Here is an 18,248-nt window from a genome sequence, read left to right as displayed (position 1 = left end):
TGCTCAGACTCCCTCCGCAACTCTGCGCTTGAAATTGAGGATCGACGGCCGGGCTACGGCAGGCGCCGCCATCGGCTCGTCCGCCGGCGGGCCGTCGAGGCTCGCCGCCAGTTCGGCGATCGTCAGATTCTTCATGAGCTGACGCGCATCGACACCCAGTCCGCGTTCGTTCATTCGCGCGACGATGCGGAACAGCTGGAGGCTGTCTGCGCCGAGGCTGAAGAACTGCTGATCGATGCCGACATGCTGGAGACCGAGCACGTCACCCCAGATCGCCGCGATGGTGGATTGCGTCTGCGTCATGGCCACGGGTTCAGCCGCCACAGGTTCGATCGCAATGGCTTCAGCCGCCGCGGGTTCGATCGGCATCGGGGCGGGCGGAACCACCTTGAGCGCCGCATGCGGATGGCGCACGGGTGCGGCCACCATGTCCGCGGTCGGCACGGGCAGGGCTTTGCGATCGAGCTTGCCGTTGCTGGTCTGCGGCAGGGCGTCGAGCGTCATCCACAGGGTCGGCACCATGTAGGCCGGCAATTGCCCGGCAACATGCGCGGCGACGGCTGCCTGGTCAGTCTTGTCAGAAGCAGTCTCGACGATGTAGCCCACCAGACGCGGACTGTCGCTGACGGTATGCAGCGCGACGGCCGCGGCGGCCACGCCGGGCGCCTTGCGCAACGCAGCCTCGATATCCTCGATCTCGATGCGGAAGCCGCGCAGTTTGATCTGCTGGTCGCGACGGCCGAGGTGTTGCAGCGAGCCATCGGCGAGGCGTTTCGCAAGATCACCCGTGCGGTACAGGCGGCACGGCGCAGCGCCTTCGATGGCAACCGACCTGAACGCTGCATCGGTGAGATCGGGGCGGTTGAAATAGCCCTTTGCAAGGCCATCACCGCCAATCCACAGTTCACCGCTCACGCCTTGCGGCGCGAGATGCAGGTCTTCGGTGAGCACATGCAGTTGCGTATTCGCGAGGGGTGCGCCGATCACCACAGCGCCATTCGCCACGACACGCGAGGCGGACGACCAGATCGTCGTTTCCGTCGGACCGTAGAGGTTCCACACTTCAGCCCCAGTCTCCAGTAGCGCGTCGGCGAGATCGCGCGGCAGCGGCTCACCGCCACACAGGATCTTGAAGCCCTGCGGGACCTTGAAGCCGGCTTCCAGCAGCATGCGCCAGAGCGACGGCGTCGCCTGGAGAACGGTGGCAGCCTGCTCGTTCAGCCGGCTCACCAACTCGTAGCCGGTGCGAACCTCTGCATGGCCTGCGATGAAGGTCTGTCCGCCGGCGATCAGCGGCAGGAACAGCTCGAGACCGGAGATGTCGAAGGAGAACGTCGTGACGGCCACGATGCGGTCTTTGGTCGTAAATCCCGGCGCTTCCGCCATCGACAGCAGGAAGTTGCTCAGCGCGCGATGTCCGATTTCCACGCCCTTGGGCTGGCCCGTCGAGCCCGACGTGAAGATCACGTAGGCCGAGTCGGCATCCGATACGTTGGGCAGCGTCACGGCTGTGTCGTCGCGTTGCGCAAGGAGCGTCTCCAGGTCCAGTACGCGGTGTGCGCCCGGTTCCAGCACGGCCTGGCTTGCGCCATCGGTGAGGATGGCAGCGATGTCGGCACCGTCGAGAATCTGGCGCAGGCGCGCAGGCGGCATCGTCATGTCGAGCGGCACGTAGGCGCAACCGGCCCGCCACACGCCGATCATCGCGGCCACCGTCATCACGCTCCGGTCCATCGCGATGGCGACGCGTCCGCGCGGCGCGATACCCGCCGCCACGAGACTGCGGGCGATCCGGCTGGCGCTTGCATCGAGCTCGCCGTAGCTCAGGCGCAGGACCTCATCCGAGACGGCCGGTGCATTGGGCGTCTGGCGAGCCTGCGCGGCGATCAGCGCCGGAGTCGTCTGCGACAGATCGTAGGCGCGCTGGGAGTCATTCAGTTCGTCGCGCAGGTGATGGATCTCGACATCGTTGAGTAGCGACAGTGCTGCGACCGTCGTTTCGGCATCGCGGGCAATCGCCGTCAGCACGTTCTCGTAGTAGCCGAGCCAGCGCTGGATCGTCGCTTCGTCATAGACGTCGGTGTTGAAGTCGCAATCCAGACGAAGACCCTTTGCCGATTCGATGACGTTCAGGAACAGATCGAAGTTGCTGTAGGCCTTCGCATTCGGCGTGAAGCGCGTGGTCACGCCCGCCATGTCGAGCTCACCGTCGACCTTCTCCAGATTGAACTGCAGATCGGTCAGCGGCAGCCGGTTGAGATCGCGCTTGACACCGAGGTCGCGCACCAGCGCGCCATAGGTGTAGTTTTGCCGGTCACCGGCGTCGTACAGATGATCGCGCACCGCCTTCATGTGCGTGGCGAAAGGCTGGTTGCGGTCGAACTTCACGCGCAGCGGCAGGAAGTTGACGCAGTGCCCGACCAGCAGCGCTTCGCCCGCTTGCGACTGGCCAGCCATCGGCGCGGCGATCACGACATCGTCATTGTTCGACAGGCGGCCAAACAGCACCTGGGCAGCGCCGAACAGCGTGGCGAACAGCGAGCAGCCTTGCTTCGACGAAGCGGTCTTCACCTGCTTGAGAAGATCGGCTCCCAGATGGCGTGTCGTCGAAGCGCCGCTGAAGCTCTTGAGTTCCGGGCGCGGACGGTCGCCGGGCAAATCGGGCTGCGGCGCGGGGTTGCGATGGAGATTCATCCAGAAGTCGCGCGTCTCCGCGTCAACACCGGCTTCATCCTGCGCCTTGGCGAAGGCGAGAAAACTTTGCACCTCGTCGAGTTCAGCTTGTGCGCCCGACACTTCAGCCGCGTAGAGGGCGGACAGATCGCGCAGGATGATGTTGATCGACCATCCGTCGCAGATGATGTGATGGGCGGTAAACACGAAGGCCGACTTCTGGCTTTCCAGTCGCACGAGCCCGGCACGAGCCAGCGGAGCGCGGGTCAGATCGAACACTTCACGGGCTTCCGCATCGATGATGGACGCGAGTTGTCCGGCCGGATCGGCGTGGCCGGACAGGTCGATCTTTTCCAGCGGAACAGTCGTCGCCGGGTCCGCGAACATCATGTCGCCGACGCGTGAGAAGTGAACACGCAGCGCATCGTGGCGGGCAACCGTGGCCGCGAAGGCGCGTTCGAAAGCGGCTTCGTTCAGGTTGCCGTTCAGTTCGAGCGTGAAGGACTCGTTGAACGCGAGCGAGGCTTCGTTACCCACCTGAGCCGACAGCCAGATTTCTTTCTGCGGTTCGGTGAGGGCCGCTTGCGTGAGTTGCAGCGGTTCGGCCTGCGGCACGGAAGCCGGCGCTTCCTGCGTGCTGCCGAGAATGCCGACGCGCTGGAGCGCCGCGATGCTTTCAACGAAGGCATCGCCGATCTTGCGGATGTCCTCGTCCGAATGGCTGGTCGTCAGGAAGCAGGGGAAGCCTTCCATGATGTGAACGCCGAGGTAGCGCATATACGGATAGAACAGGCTGCCCAGACGGTCTTCGCCTGCAAAGCTGACATAGAACCAGCTTGAGAAGGATTCGGCGCGCGCCGCGATGCCGACTTTCTCCAGATGACCGTTGATACGCTGCACGAGCCCGTCCATGCGCGCGGCGAGTGTTTCCTGCAGCGCCGGGCCGGCTTCCTTCAGGTGCAGAAGCACGGCTTTCATCGCTGCCAGCACCACGGGGTGACGCACGAACGTACCCGCGAAGAAGGTCGGCGGCACTTCGGGCACCGACGCGTCGCCGAATTGCCACTGGCCGCCGTCGAGCGCATCCATGAACTGGGCTGTGCCGGCGAGCACGCCGACGGGCAGACCGCCGCCGACCACCTTGCCGTAGGTCGCCATGTCGCCCTGGATGCCCCAGTAGCCTTGCATGCCGGCCTGATGGACGCGGAAGCCCGTCACGACTTCGTCGAAGATCAGCGCGGACTCATTGGCTGCCGTGATCTCACGCAGTTGCTGCACGAATTCCTTCGGCCGCAGATTGGGGTGACGCGACTGCACCGGCTCGAACAGCACACCGGCGATATCGTCGATGTTGGCCTTGATCCATTCGAGGCTTTCGGACCTGGCGTAGGGCAGCACGACCATGTTGCCCACCGAGTTCTGCGGGATGCCGGGGGCGAGCGGGAAAGCACGCGGGACACCGGCTTCGCTGCCCGGCTTGACGAGGACTTCGTCGAACTGACCGTGGTAGTCGCCGTCGAAGCAGACGATCTTGTCCTTGCCCGTCACGGTGCGCGCGAGGCGCATCGCTGCCATCACGGCTTCGGAACCGGTATTGCAGAACGTGACGCGCTGATGCCCGGTCATGTCGGCGAACATCTGCGCGACTTCACCCGCGAGCGGGGACTGCGGTCCGATCGCGAAGCCTTCCGCCATCTGCGCGTTGACGGCGTCCACCACGAAATCGGGCGTATGGCCGAACGCGGTCTGGCCGTAGCCATTGACTATGTCGATATATTCATTGCCGTCGACGTCCCAGATCTTCGAACCCTTGGAGCGCTGGGCGACGATGGGATAGACCAGCTCTTTCCATTCCTCGCGGAAGCCGCTGGCCGTACGCGGATCGGCAAGCACGGCACGGTAGGACTGCGTACGAGCTTTGGACGTGGGTGTTTTCGCCGAGTAACGGGTCGTCAGATCCGTGATGAACGCCGTCTGCGCATCGGTCATCTGTGCCGAGTTCGTGGCGCCCGGCTTGTATGCGGTGAAGCGCGTCGGGCGATTTTCTTCGAACTTGATCTCGGGGCCGGCGGATTGCTTGGGCGCTGCGGCTGCGACGACGGGCGCGGGCGCAATGACTTGCACCGGCGCTGCGGCGACCTGGATCACGGCGGCGGGCTGCTGGACGGCCAGCGGTGCGCCTTGCAGCACGTCGAGCTGACGCGCCATCAGGGACTGCATCGCAGCGATCTGGTCGCGGATCACCGACTGGACATCGCCCGAGGCCGGGGCCGTGGCCATCATGGGCGCGGCGAAGCCAGGCGCAGCCGCGACGGCGACGGGTGCCGCAACGGCAACAGGCGCGGCTTCGACGACGGGCGCTGCCTCAACGACGGCCGGCTGTTCCGGATCAGGCGGCATGGCGCCGTCGAGGAACTGGGCCAGCGCAGGCAGCGTCGGATAGTCGCTCATGATCTGCCGGAAGCTGATCGTGACGTCGTAGCGGCGGCGAAGCTGCCGGGAGACCTGTCCCATCAACAGCGAGTCGTAACCGAGGTCCCAGAAGGTCATGTTCGGGTCGGACGTATCCGGCGCCTCGCCGGAGATCTCGGCGAGAAGCGAGGCCAGTTCGGCGATGAGGCGCGGTTTGCGGTCGATTTGGACGGTTTTGGTCATGGCGGTCGGAGAGGTGGTGGTTATGGCGTCGGACGAGGCCGGAGCGGCAAGCGCGGCGGCTTCCGTCGTGGGGTTGCGTGAAGAGGCAGTTGCAGGCGCTTCGATCCAATGCCGTTCCGGTTCGAACGGATAGGTCGGTAGTGAAACGCGGCGGGCAGCTTCTGGCTGAACGGTTTTCCAGTTCGGCGTGACGCCGTTCAGCCACAGGCGTCCGGTCGCTTCGGCGAGCAAGGGAAGCTCGCGGTCGCGCATCGCGAAATCGGGCAGGGAGGCAATCGCGCCCAGATACCGGTCCTTGGGCAATCCTTGCATCGCGAAGGTCGTCAGCGTCCGGCCGGGGCCGATTTCGAGCAGAAGCGGCTTGCCTTCCGCCGTCACCATGGTCAGCGCGTCGCTGAAGCGCACGACGTCACGGCAATGCCCGGCCCAGTAACGTCCGTGTACGGGCTGATCCATCGACGCCCATTGGCCTGTCACCGAGGACACATACGGAATCTTCGGTCGTGCGAAAGAAAGGGTGTCCGCGAGCCTGGCCAGATCTTCAACGACGCCGGACATCATGCGCGAGTGGAACGCATGAGACGTGTGCAGCCGCCGATGCTCGATATCGCTTGCCTTCAGCGTGGCCTCGAACGCCTCGACGGCGGCGAAGGGGCCTGCCACCACGCTGAGCGTCGGTGCATTGATCGCGGCCAGGTCGACGTCGGCGGGCAGGATGGGCCTGAGATCGGCCTCCGACAGACGCACCACCAGCATCGCGCCCGGTTCGGCCGATTGCATGAGCGCGCCGCGCTTCGCGATGAGGTATAGCGCATCCTCGAAGGCAATCGCCTCGGCCACGCACGCTGCGACCAGTTCGCCGACGCTATGGCCGATCATCGCCGTCGGCTTGACGCCGCGCGATATCCACAGCTGCGCCAGTGCGTATTCGACGAGGAACAGCGCCGGCTGCGCGTAGATCGTCGAACGGATGGGGTGCGGGGTATCGTCGCCTTCCGGGGTATCGCTGAACATCAGCGTGCGGATATCCAGCCCGACGTGCGGAGCCAGCGCCTCGGCGCCCTTGTCGATCCATTCGCGATAGACCGGCTCGGTGCGATAGAGCGCTTCGCCCATGCCCGGATACTGCGAGCCCTGGCCGGGGAACATGAAGACGACGGGCGGCGTGGCTTGAGGAGCCTGTGCTTCGATGGCGCCTTTTTGCAGCTTCGCTTGCGCCTGATCGAGGCTGTCGGCGATCACCACGGCGCGATGCGTGAAGGCACGGCGACCCGTTTGCAGCGTTGCGGCCACGTCGGCGAGCGAGACGCCGGGATTGACCGCGAGATGGCTGGCGAGATTGGCCTTCGCGCGTTCGAGCGCTGCCGCGCTCTTTGCCGAAAGCGGCAGTATCTGCAGCCCGTCTTGCTGCTCAGAAGCGTCGACACGGCAAGGCGCTTCTTCCAGCACCACATGGACATTCGTGCCGCCGACGCCGAATGAACTCACACCGGCGCGGCGCGGCGTCGAGCCATCAGCCCAGGGACGCGCAGCCTCGTTGAAGAAGAACGGGCTGTTCGTCACGTCGATAGCCGGGTTCGGCGCATGGAAATGCGTGAGCGGCGGCAACGTGCGGTTGCGCAGCGCGAGCGCCGCCGCCATGAAACCTGTCACGCCGGCTGCCGCGTCGAGGTGTCCGACATTGGCCTTCGCCGAGCCGAGCGCGCAGAACTGGCCGCCCTCGACGCCGCCCAGGCGGAATGCCTGCACGAGGCCCGCGAATTCGATCGGATCGCCGAGCGGCGTCGCCGTGCCGTGGGCTTCGATATAGCCAACGGAGGCGGGATCGATGCCTGCCTCGGCGTGCGCGATGGCAATCGCGCGGGCCTGCGCATCGACGCTAGGCGCAGTGAAGCCGACCTTGTCGGAGCCGTCATTGTTCATGCCGACGCCACGGATCACCGCATAGATGGAATCCTCGTCAGCGATGGCGTCTTCGAGACGTTTCAGCAGAACCACGCCCGCGCCGCTGCCGAACACCGTGCCCTTCGCGTTGGCATCGAACGGGCGGCAGACGCCATCGGGCGCGCCCATCCCGCCTTCTTCATAGAAGTAGCCGCGCTTCTGCGGGAAGGTGACCGACACGCCGCCTGCCAGCGCCATGTCACAGCGTCCCGCCCGAAGGTTCTCTACGGCAAGGCCAATCGCCGTCAGCGACGTCGAGCATGCCGTCTGCACCGAGATGGCAGGCCCCCTGAGGCCGAGCTTGTAGGCCGTGCGGGTGGCGACGAAATCGCCGGCACCGACCAGCTTTTGATACTCGCCGATCTGGAACTGGCTCGTGAACTCATCGATCACGCCACGATCGGTCAGAACGTGCTTGAGGAAGTAGGTGTTCATCGACGTGCCGGCGAACACCCCGACGGCACCGGCGATCGTCGCCGGATCGTAGCCGGCATCTTCGAACGCCTCCCAGGCGATCTCGAGGAACAGGCGCTGTTGCGGGTCGGTCAGTGCTGCCTCGCGCGCCAGCACCCCAAAAAAGCCGGCATCGAAGCGATCGACGTCCTGAAGGATCGGCCGTGCCTTCACATACCGATCTTCGCGGCGAGAGCCATCGTCGAAACTGTCTTCCAGTTCCGCCACGTCGAAATGCGTGATGCAGTCGCGCCCCGCGAGGATGTTGGCCCAGAACTCGCGGACATTGCGCGCGCCAGGAAAGCGTCCGGACATGCCGACGACAGCGATAGCGCCGTCTTGCACGTCGCGGCGGCGCCGGATGGCCCCTTGCTGTGCCATGCCGAGGGCGTCGCGCAGATGCGCGGCCAGCGCCTCGACATTGGGATGGCGGAACAGATCCACCAGCGCGACCTTGGCCGACACGTCGCGCGCGATGATCGCGTGAGCCCGCATCAGATCGAGCGAGCGCAGTCCGAGATCAAAGAAGTTCGAGCGGCGATCGACGGGGTTGCCGAGCAGCCCCTCGAACACAGCCGCCAGCTTTCCGGCGATGTCGTCGTCGATCGGCTCGGGTTCGGCGGGCGCCGCGACAGGCGTATCGAGTCCCGCAAGCAGGGCCTTGCGGTCGATCTTGCCATTCGGCGTTAGCGGGAAGTCCGGCAGGACACGCAGCTCCGTCGGCACCATGTAGTCGGGCAATGCGGCCTTCAGATGCGCGCGCAACCCGTCGACGAAGGCGGCGGCAGCCGCTGCATCGGCGACATCGGCCTTCACGAAGCCGGCGATGGACTTGCCCCTGCGGCCCTCGAATGCCGCCACGGCCGCATCGGCTACGCCGGGCGCGACACGCAGCGCATGTTCGATTTCATCGAGTTCGATGCGTTTGCCCGCGATCTTGATCTGCCGGTCGTTGCGGCCCAGGAAATCAATCGCGCCGTCCGCGCGGCGGCGCACGAGGTCACCCGTGCGGTAGAGCTTGCCGCCGGGCGTGAAGACGTCGTCGATGAATTTTTCTGCCGTCAGCTCGGGGCGATTGAGGTAGCCGAGCGCTACGCCGTCACCGCCCGTGACGAGTTCGCCGACTTCGCCATCGCCGACAGGAACCAGCTTGTCGTCGACGATGTAGACCCGCGTGCCCGCAATCGCGTCGCCGATAGGAATCGCGTCGCCATGTGTTGATGCCTCGCTGTGGCGCGGAATGCGGTAGCAGCAGGTGAAAGTCGTGTTCTCGGTCGGCCCGTAGCCATTGATGATCTGCAGCTCGGGGTGGGCCTCCATGACCTTGCGGATATGCACGGGCGACAGCACGTCGCCGCCCGTCAGCACTTCCTTGAGCGGCAAAAAGGCTTCCAGCCGATAGTCGGCGAGCGCATTGAAGAGGCCAGCCGTGAACCACGCACTCGTGACGCCGAGCCGTGCCATTTCGGAGGCAATCGTGTCGAGCGAAGGCTGGACCTCGTTGATGATCGCGGCGCTGCCGCCGTTCAGCAGCGGACCCCAGATTTCCAGCGTGCTGGCATCGAAGGCGAGGGGCGCGAGATTGAGGAAGCGCGTTTCCGACGACAGGGCAGTGAAGGTCTGACCCTGCACCAGGCGCAGAATCGCGCGATGCGGGACGATCACGCCCTTGGGCTTGCCCGTCGAGCCGGACGTATACATGATGTACGCCGGGTCGTCAGGGTCCGTCGGATGCAGCGGAGCGGGATCGACAGCCGCCGACGATGCCACGATATCGGCCAGATCGATCAACACGCCATTCAGGTCGCCCACGCTGGCAAGCGCCGCGCCTTCCGCGACGATCAGTTTGGGCAGACAGTCAGCAACGATGAAATCGAGTTGCGCCTTGGGGTAAGCGGGATCCAGCGGCACATAGACGGCGCCCACACGCAGGATCGCCAGCATCAGGGCCAGCGTGTCCCGGCTGCGCGGAACCATGATCGCGCAACGATCGCCTTGCCCCAGTCCCATGCTGGCAAGGACGCTCGCGAGGCGGGCCGAACGCTCGCCGAGGGCGGCATACGACTCTTCACCCGTCTGGTCGATCACCGCAAGATGATCGCCAAACTCGCCACATACGGCATCGAAGCGCGCCGCTACGCCAGGTCCATGACCTGCGCCGCCCGGCAAGTCGCTCAAATATCCATCTCTATGTGACATCTGCCGGTCTCCAGAAGTTTGATGAAGGTATTGAACTGAGCCACGCGTGGCGCTTGGCGCTCATATCGGCGGGGCCGGTCACGGGAAGCGCAGGCAGCACGTGGCTATCCACGCCTGTCCCACGCCTCAAACCCGAAATTTGCGGTAAGTGAAAGTTAAACTTCTGCGGGATGCCTATCCGTACGCCGTCGCACACACGAGCGACGCAACAACACTTTGAGCAGAGGAGTTCGTGCGGAATGGCGCCAAGCCGCTCCCGATGCCGCAAACAGGTGCATCGCGGCGATGCTCCCGACCTACTTTGTGTGGCGGGAGCGGGTCTGCCAGTAAGCGTAATGTCGGCCGGACGAGGGTTGCTTCGACGCGATCGTCAACGGTTGGCAGTCGTGTTGCGCGTGGCGAAACCGCTTCGGGGCATGATGGCAAGAGAGGATTGGCGCTTGCCCGAAACAATGGCAGGCCCGTGTTTTGGCATGGTCGTGCGGGCCGACGTGCTTTGACGACACCGCCAGTCGATGGGATAGCCGTATCCTTCGTTTGTCTATTTGGTTGGTACTGCGATGTATATCGAGGGGCAAAGTCGGGGGCGTAGGAGTGCGAGATGCTATATGTAGAGCAATGTCCGCGCTGCACGCCCGCAGACGCCGGCCGTCAGTTCATTTTGACGATCGACCAGTCTGTGTGTCGTGCTGCCACCGCTCCCGCACAGGTCGGACTGGATGGCAGGGCACAAATGCGCCAATGCGCCGCTTCTTCCGCCTCGCCGCTGACGAAGCGGGGTGTCGTGTCGCCGCGAATGGAAAGATCGAACTCGAAATGAGTCGGTGGCAGGATGAAGCCAGTGCCGAGCGCCTTCAGGCAGGCCTCTTTGCGCGCCCAGCTTTCAAAAAAGACGTTCTGCCGTTCGGCGTCCGGTAAGGCGGTGAATTGCGCGCGCTCCCGCGTGGAGAATACTTCGAGCGGCAAACTTTCTTCGATCGGTCGGAACTGTTCTACGTCGATGCCGACCTCGAAACCGTTCGAGATGGCGAGAGCCGCCTCATTCTCGCTGTGACTGAGGTTGAAGCAGATACGCCACTCAGGAGGCTGGGTCGCGCAGAACGGTTTGCCATCCGAGCCATAGCGCAGGGCGATCTCCGACGGTGCTAACCCGAGGTAACGACTCAGGAGCCGCCTGAGTTCGCCTCGGCCTGCCACATAGCGACGGCGATGCCGTTCGAAGCGGAATTTGTTGGCGCGCTCGCGCTCTTCCTCCGATAGCGTTTCCCAGTGCCGATCAAATTCACCGGCACAGACATCGAGGTCCCACTCCCAGACATGCACTTCTTGCGGAGAGGGCGGCGTAAGGAGAGAAGAGGACATTGAAAGTCTGGACTCGACTGGCGGTGGGGCTGGTCGATTCTACAGGATCAACATCAGCGTGTTGACATGCGTCCCTTGCGATCAGCCGTGACACGATCTACGTGTTCGTTCATCCGCATTCACCGGCAACTCGCCATTGCGATCCAGGCGGGATTGTTGGGCAACCCACGGAATCGTGTCGGGAACCGTCCTACGATCCGTCCCTGAAGATACGATGGCGCTGCACGGCATGCGTGGTCCGAACAGGCGCAAGTACATTGCGATGGGGAAAATGCCCCGACTGAAAGCCCGTGGGACTTTCTGAAAATAGCAAGACTGCATGCTCGGCACTTCACGACACGAAGGACCCAATCCGTTATGGCCTGGTTTTTACTATGTACGCCAATCAGATCCGCGTCGAACTGAAAGCACGCCCATAGCATTGATTATGTGATTAGTAAGTTATTGGAAGGATCGGTGTAATAAATGGCTGTATCGATAATGTAATCAGTAAAGTGATGGCAAGGTCTGTGTAATTAGATGCGGCAGGTGAAATCGGATAATTTCGCTCTATGTAAAGGATTTTCAAAGATAAAATTCGGGGTGTAGCATGGGGCGCGATTTTGACGATGTCCATACTGTAAGTGTGATAATTCCACACTACAATAGCCTTGATTTGCTTTGGGTGGCGATAGAATCAATATCCCTTCAGACAGTTGTTCCGCGGGAAATTATTGTTATAGATGATGCGTCCGGGTTGCAATTCGAATTGCCGAGTCATTGCGGAAATCAGATCCCATTGCGGCTGATCCGCGAGACCGTGAATCGCGGGGCGGCGTGGTGCCGGAATCGGGGCATCGAAGAAGCGACCGGCGACCTGATTGCCTTTCTGGATGCTGACGACCGGTGGCTCCCGCACAAACTCGAACGATGCATCGCTGCCTTCGGCCCCAAGCCTCCCGTGAACGAAGTGAAAGTGTTGTTCAGCAACGTGATGCTAACCGACGGGATCCGATGCTTACCGGGCAACCGGACTCCCTATGACGGTCAATCGATGCTCGACTTCATTTTATTGGATGGCGGATATATTCAAACCTCATCCATCATGATGTGGCGTCATCACTATCCCTTAATTGGTTTTGACGGATCTTTGCGGCGCCATCAGGATTGGGATTTTGCCATTAGTGCTGAAATGACCGGCTGCTCGTTCATTTATTTGCACGACGCACTGGTGGAGTATTCTCTGAACGGGGGTGTGAATAAAATATCGAGGGCGGTCAGCTGTGAGCCGAGTCTGGCGTTTTTTGAGAAATATAACGGGTTTATGTCACGAGGGCATGTCTCTTCATTTATTTTTAATGTCCTGATTTACAAAAACCTGAGCATTGTATTAAGATTTCATATCGTCGGAAGTATTATGTTGAAAGATATTTTCATTCCGGGTAAGTGGTCGATGTTGTTGTTTGCGCGACTGGTTATCGGAAGCGGTGGTGTGAATCTGATCAAACAGCTGCGGCGGAAGCTTCAGATTCCGAGGCTGTGACGCGCGTCAAGCGACGCCATCACCCGAGCGCGGCCTCCGGATCGACGACTTCCTGAGATGGTATGGATTGCTAACGGAGTGGCGATGTGAAGTTGCCTCGGGCATACGGCGAATGAAAGGCGGGACGAGATTGAATCAAAATTGCAACTCGATGTTCTTCGCCGCACTTCATTGGCTCGTTCATCGGCGTAACGCGATTTCGCCTGGTAGATGCGGCAGGCGCGCAACCAGATGACGCGACAGGGACGTTGTCGTTCGGATCGAACGGGATCGCGTGGGCGAAGCCGCATGTCGCGATCGATACCCGTCGCATGGGCGTTGCCGACAACGATTGCACCGATGTGCCCGATCATGGCCGCTCGTCAGGCGTGCGCAACGCTGGTTCAGCACACGCTCATCTCACGCAACCTGGCTTCATTTGGGCGATGAGATCCGCTATCGCGTGCGATCGCCAGGCCAATGCTGACGCCGCACGCTATCTCTTCACGGAACTGTTCAAAGCTGTCGATTGCAAACCTATGTGCCGCAAACTGCAATCGAGGCCGTCGACACCATCGCCGCAGCTGCACACTTCAACTCACCGTTTCGGCTTCACGCAGACGCGGCAACAGACGGTCGAACTCGCGTTTCACGAGCCCGTAGCATTCGCATGCGCGCGCTTCGAGACCCTTGCGATCGAGCACGCGGATGTGGCCGCGGCTGTGATGGATCAGGCCGTCGTTGTGCAGCTTGCCGGCCGCTTCCGTGATGCCCTCGCGACGCACGCCGAGCATGTCGGCGATCAACTGTTGCGTGACGGACAGATCATCCGATGCCACGCGGTCAACTTCGATCAACAGCCACCGGCAAAGTTGCTTGTTCAACGAGTGATGCCGGTTGCAGGCAGCCGTCTGCGCGACCTGGGTGAGCAGTGCGTGCATGTAGAGCAGCATCAGGCGGCGCAGGAAATCCGAGCGTGCGAACTGCTGACGCAGCGCTTGCGCTGTCATCCGGTACGCGAAGCCCGAGCACTGCACCTGCACGCGGTTCGGCATCGTTTCACCGCCCGTCAGCACGGGCACGCCCGTCATGCCTTCGCGACCCACTGCAGCGATCTCGACGGAGCCGCCGTCTTCCATTGTCGACAGCATCGAGATGATGGCCGTGGTAGGGAAGTAGACGTGGTGGATACGTTGTCCCGAATCGCACAGCAGTTGTTCCGTGCGCAGATGAACGAGTTCAAGATGAGGGGCAATGGCCTGCCACTCATGGGATGGCAATGCGCCGAGCAAATGATTGCCGTGCAGATCGGATTGAAGCGTTAGCATGATCGGTCCTCGCATGAAGCCGTGCCCTGCACGACCCCTTGTTTTTTAACCCAGCGCTGCACGCTTCCCGATGTCTTGCCGCCTGGTTCGCGGCGAGATACGTACAGACCGGCCCCGTCTACCATCCGTCGATGCGGTTGTTTTGAATGTCTGCATCGACGTCGGCATTTTCACTGCGCCCATCATCTAGCGAGGACTGTGCCAATCGACTGGAAAATGAGCGCTGGTGCGGCGCAGCGTCGCGAGGAATATCGTCGAATCGGCTAAAACGTATCTTTTTGTTTCAAAACTGCACAATGGCATTTGTCGGTGGATTCGAGAATTCATCTTAACTTATAGGCGCTAACTCACTGATTTTGCATGGGTTGAAAATAACCAGGAGAATGCCTGCTGACCCCGATCAGGCATGAAACATGGGCGAAACGCCCACCAAAGAGTGATTCCGCGCTGAACGCGATTTGATTCAGATGTGTTCCATGAATTTAGTGTGCTGCCGCACCGAAAACTGATTTTTGGAGGAGAGCGGGATTTTTAAAGCGCGATTGTGTCGTACGAATACCAACGTCCGTAGCAGGAGTGTTGGCGCGCCCCGTCATTCTTCAGTCGGATGCGTGATAGCAAGCCCGCTGGGATGCGCAAACGTTTTGCGGTAGTACATTGCACCTTTCGCGTTGAGTGCCAGTACTTCGTCGTTGCGGTACTGCCCGGCGGCGTATGGGCAGAGCGTGTGGAGCGTTGCGCTCGGGCAAATGGAACCTTGTAAAGCGATGCGTTACTCGCGACGTCACTGTTGGGCGCGCGCCTCGCATGGGCGACGTTGACGGCATCCTCACGCAGCCGGGCTATTTCAACCTGCAGGGTCTGCGTCCGGTTTGTCTCATTGATGAGAATCGCCTCGGGACCGTTCAGTCGTTCGCCGGTCACGACGACCTGCACCGGCAGCAGCACGCCCGCTAGCGCATGCGTTCGACGTGAGCGCGGCTGCTACAACGTGTCGGGCGAGAACGCTCCGGCTGCAGCCGCCACCTGAATGAGCGGCGCGTTCATGCCGCCGCCTCGCGCCCCCTGCAATTCTGCGACGGCCGCCGCCAGCGACTCGATGCTCGAAAAGACGTCGCGCGTGAGCATGCGGTTCGGAATTTCGATGTCGAATTCGTCTTCGATCGATAGCATCAACTGGACAGTCCCGATTGCCGAGAGGCCTGCTGCATAGAGGTCTGCGTCGTCGGCGAGCATGTCGGGAGGCACGTCGAGCCGTGCCCATTCGGAAAGAATGCGTCGCAGTACCGTTTTCATGAGCGCAGCCCTCAATGAGTGTAGGCCAGCCGCTAGTGGCTTTAAGTCCGGCGTATGGGCTTGCGGCTGCCAGGGCCAGTCGATGATCCGGGATGGTCGATCGCGACGGGGGCGCCGGTTGAATCTATTTAACGGATTGCGACGCGTCGGCGTCCGTGCGTTGCCACACGGAAACGCGAGAGTGCATGCGCGAGGCACTACAGTAGATATGTTCCCGATATCGATAAGCAGAACGAGACGGCGCTGCACGGTATCAGGCACGCGGCTCGCATCCATGCCAAAGCGCGACGAAAGTGTGTGTACACGTACAGAGCAGGACGCAGAAGATCGGTTCCAATGGCGCTCAGATGTGTTGCATCGAAGCATTGACGCGTGATGGACGTCATGGTGATTCGGGTGAGTGCGATGCATCTTTGCACGGGATGACCAGGCGCTATGAGAGGAGGGCCTATCGGAAAGAAGGTGCGCAGTACGCTCGATAAGCGGGCCGGGCAGATCAAATGGGTGAATCGGTGAGAGACGACACGCCCTGGTAATTTGCATGCGGACTGCTAATTGATTCGATCGGTAACAAACGTAACGAATGTAACCGCAAGGGATTATCGGACCTATGCGTGCAGTACTTTCGATGCAATTTTTCCCCATTTTCGCAGGCTGGTTGCGATGTGCTTCGGACTTCGCTTCACGACGCGTTACACGAAAGAAACAATTGATCGGAGGGAATACCCTGTCGAGTAATTTCCCGACTGGCGTATCCAGATAAAGCAACGCAACGTATTGTTCACAAAATAAAAAATGACACGAGGGCACGTGATCAACATTCATCGCAGGCGAGAAACGCCGCATCGGGGAGAAGGATGATGGAACAAACCAATAAAGAACGTTCCTTGGTCAGCAAGGTCATGGATGGTCTTGTGACCGGGATCGTCGAAGAGAAGTACGGTGCGGTGTTACCGCCGCAAGACGTATTGTCGAAGGAATTCGACGTCAGCCGCACGGTGATGCGCGAGGCGCTGTCGATGCTGCTCGCCCGTCACATGCTCGACGTGCGGCCCAAGATCGGCACGCGTATCAGGCCGATGCACGACTGGCGCATGATCGACGAGGACGTCGTGAACTGGCGCTTTCGTGCGAAGCCCGATCCGACGTTCTTGCGCGACGTAATCGAGTTCCGCGTGCTGATCGAACCGCGCGCCGCTGCACAGGCGGCCACGCGCGGCAACGCCTCGGACATCGCCGCGATCCGCGATGCGTTCGAGGCTTTCCGCAACAGCCCGCCTGGCGAACCCGGGCATCAGACTGCGGATGAAGTACTGCATACGCGCATCGTGATTGCGAGCGGCAACCAGTTCTTCCAGCAGATGGCGGCGATCATTCGCGGTGCGCTATCCGCGTTGAAGCCGCTGGTCGATCTGCCGCACAGCGCGTGGGAGGAAACGGTGCGGTTGCACTCGCGGGTGGTCGAGGCGATCGAGCGGCACGACGCGAAGGAAGCGGAAACTGCGTCGATTGCGTTGATCGATTTCTCGATGAGCCGCCTGAGCGGTGCCATGCCGGACGCTGCGGCATAGCAACAGGACGAGGCAGGGCAACTGAGTTTCAACAGGTTTCACCCGGCAGCACCGGTAGCACCCCAGGCCGTGCGAAGGCGAGTCCGACGAAGTGATACGCGACATCGGCGACAATGTCGGCTGTCACTCACTGGATGGACACCCTTTTTGCGACCGATGAATAACGCAGCAACCCACCACCATTCCGGGCATCCCGCGACGTTACGCTGGGGCATCGTTGGCACAGGCCGCATCGCCCATCGTTTCGCGCAAAGCCTCGCGCATGTCCCCGACACGCGGCTGACAGCAGTCTGGTCCCGCCGCCGCGCTCCCGCTGAAACGTTTGCTCAGCAACATGGCGGACAGGCGCTCGACAGCTTCGACGCACTCCTTCAAAGCGGCATCGACGCGCTCTATATCGCGACGATGCAGGACAGCCACGCGCACTACGCGACGGCCGCGCTCGAAGCCGGTGTTCATGTGCTGTGCGAAAAACCCGCGACGGTCAACGCGGCGCAACTCGATCGCGTGATCGACAGCGCGCGTGCGTCGCAACGGCTCTTCATGGAAGCGATGAAGCCGCCGTTCTATCCGCTCTACAGGAAGCTGCGCGCCCATCTCGCTGACGATCCCATCGGTGCGATCGGCCTCGTGCGCGCCGGCTGCTCGGTGCCGGGCGTGCCCGACGATCATCCGTCGCTGTCGCTCGAGCAGGCGGGCGGCGCACTGCTCGATATCGGTATCTACGAGATGTTTCTGGCCGTCGACTGGCTCGGCGCGCCGCTCGACGTGCAGACGCTGGGACGGCTCGGGCGCACGGGCGTCGATACGTTCGCGAGCCTCAACAGCCGCCACGAAAACGGCATTGCGCAGATCTTTTGCGGACTGGACCTGTTCGGCAAGGGCGATGCGTTTATCGCGGGCACGCTGGGTCATGTCACGATTCATGAGAACTGGTGGAACCCGGCGCGTGCGACGGTGCGCTACGTGGACGGACGCGTGGTCGAGCTGGATGCGCCGTTCGAAGGCGGCGGCCTGAACTACGAGACCGCGCACTTCTGCGAGTTGGTTCACAGCGGCAAGCTCGAAAGTCCCATCATGACGCACGCGAAGTCGCGCCAGATGATCGAAATGGCCGATGCGGCGCGCGCGGCGCTGGGGCTCAGGTTTCCATGCGAGTGACGCTGCGCGACGGGCACGCGCAATGATAGGATCGTCGCGGCCGGTGCGGGTGTGGACGGTGGGTGTTCGGCCCTGTGTACGCCTGAAAACCAGGCCCGCTGGTTT

The 18,248-nt window shown here is 62.0% G+C and carries 8 protein-coding genes; 4 read left to right on the top strand and 4 right to left on the bottom strand.

From position 1 onward, the window contains the following. Positions 1-3: 3 nt before the first annotated feature. Entirely contained in the window at positions 4-9,924 is a 9,921-nt protein-coding gene (locus BLT65_RS12975) for a hybrid non-ribosomal peptide synthetase/type I polyketide synthase (protein WP_091778237.1), read from the bottom strand. Positions 9,925-10,575: 651 nt separating this feature from the next. Beyond that, a complete protein-coding gene (locus BLT65_RS12970) occupies positions 10,576-11,286 on the bottom strand; it encodes a 4'-phosphopantetheinyl transferase family protein (RefSeq protein ID WP_091778235.1) in 711 nt (236 codons plus the stop codon). Between the two features lie 589 nt (positions 11,287-11,875). On the opposite strand from BLT65_RS12970, the gene BLT65_RS12965 reads away from it, so the two are divergent. Continuing rightward, a complete protein-coding gene (locus BLT65_RS12965; protein WP_091778233.1) occupies positions 11,876-12,808 on the top strand; it encodes a glycosyltransferase family 2 protein in 933 nt (310 codons plus the stop codon). A 572-nt stretch (positions 12,809-13,380) separates the two neighbouring features. Here the strand turns inward: BLT65_RS12965 and BLT65_RS12960 are convergent. Next, entirely contained in the window at positions 13,381-14,115 is a 735-nt protein-coding gene (locus BLT65_RS12960) for a Crp/Fnr family transcriptional regulator (RefSeq protein ID WP_007588058.1), read from the bottom strand. Between the two features lie 807 nt (positions 14,116-14,922). Here BLT65_RS12960 and BLT65_RS47195 point away from each other — a divergent pair. Then, positions 14,923-15,072 carry a hypothetical protein gene (locus tag BLT65_RS47195; protein ID WP_167306484.1) on the top strand — a complete coding sequence of 50 codons (150 nt, stop codon included), beginning with the start codon at positions 14,923-14,925 and terminating at the stop codon, positions 15,070-15,072. A gap of 27 nt (positions 15,073-15,099) precedes the next feature. On the opposite strand, the gene BLT65_RS12955 is transcribed toward BLT65_RS47195, so the two are convergent. Continuing rightward, positions 15,100-15,411, bottom strand: a complete 312-nt coding sequence (locus BLT65_RS12955; protein WP_091778231.1) for an acyl carrier protein — start codon at positions 15,409-15,411, stop codon at positions 15,100-15,102. An 860-nt stretch (positions 15,412-16,271) separates the two neighbouring features. Here BLT65_RS12955 and BLT65_RS12950 point away from each other — a divergent pair. After that, entirely contained in the window at positions 16,272-16,982 is a 711-nt protein-coding gene (locus BLT65_RS12950; RefSeq protein ID WP_007588056.1) for a FadR/GntR family transcriptional regulator, read from the top strand. Between the two features lie 156 nt (positions 16,983-17,138). Beyond that, a complete protein-coding gene (locus tag BLT65_RS12945) occupies positions 17,139-18,143 on the top strand; it encodes a Gfo/Idh/MocA family protein (protein ID WP_091778229.1) in 1,005 nt (334 codons plus the stop codon). Positions 18,144-18,248: the final 105 nt, after the last annotated feature.

This window comes from Paraburkholderia steynii (genome assembly GCF_900100565.1).
GTDB classification, from domain to species: domain Bacteria; phylum Pseudomonadota; class Gammaproteobacteria; order Burkholderiales; family Burkholderiaceae; genus Paraburkholderia; species Paraburkholderia terrae.
This window is presented reverse-complemented; position numbering and strand designations above follow the sequence as displayed.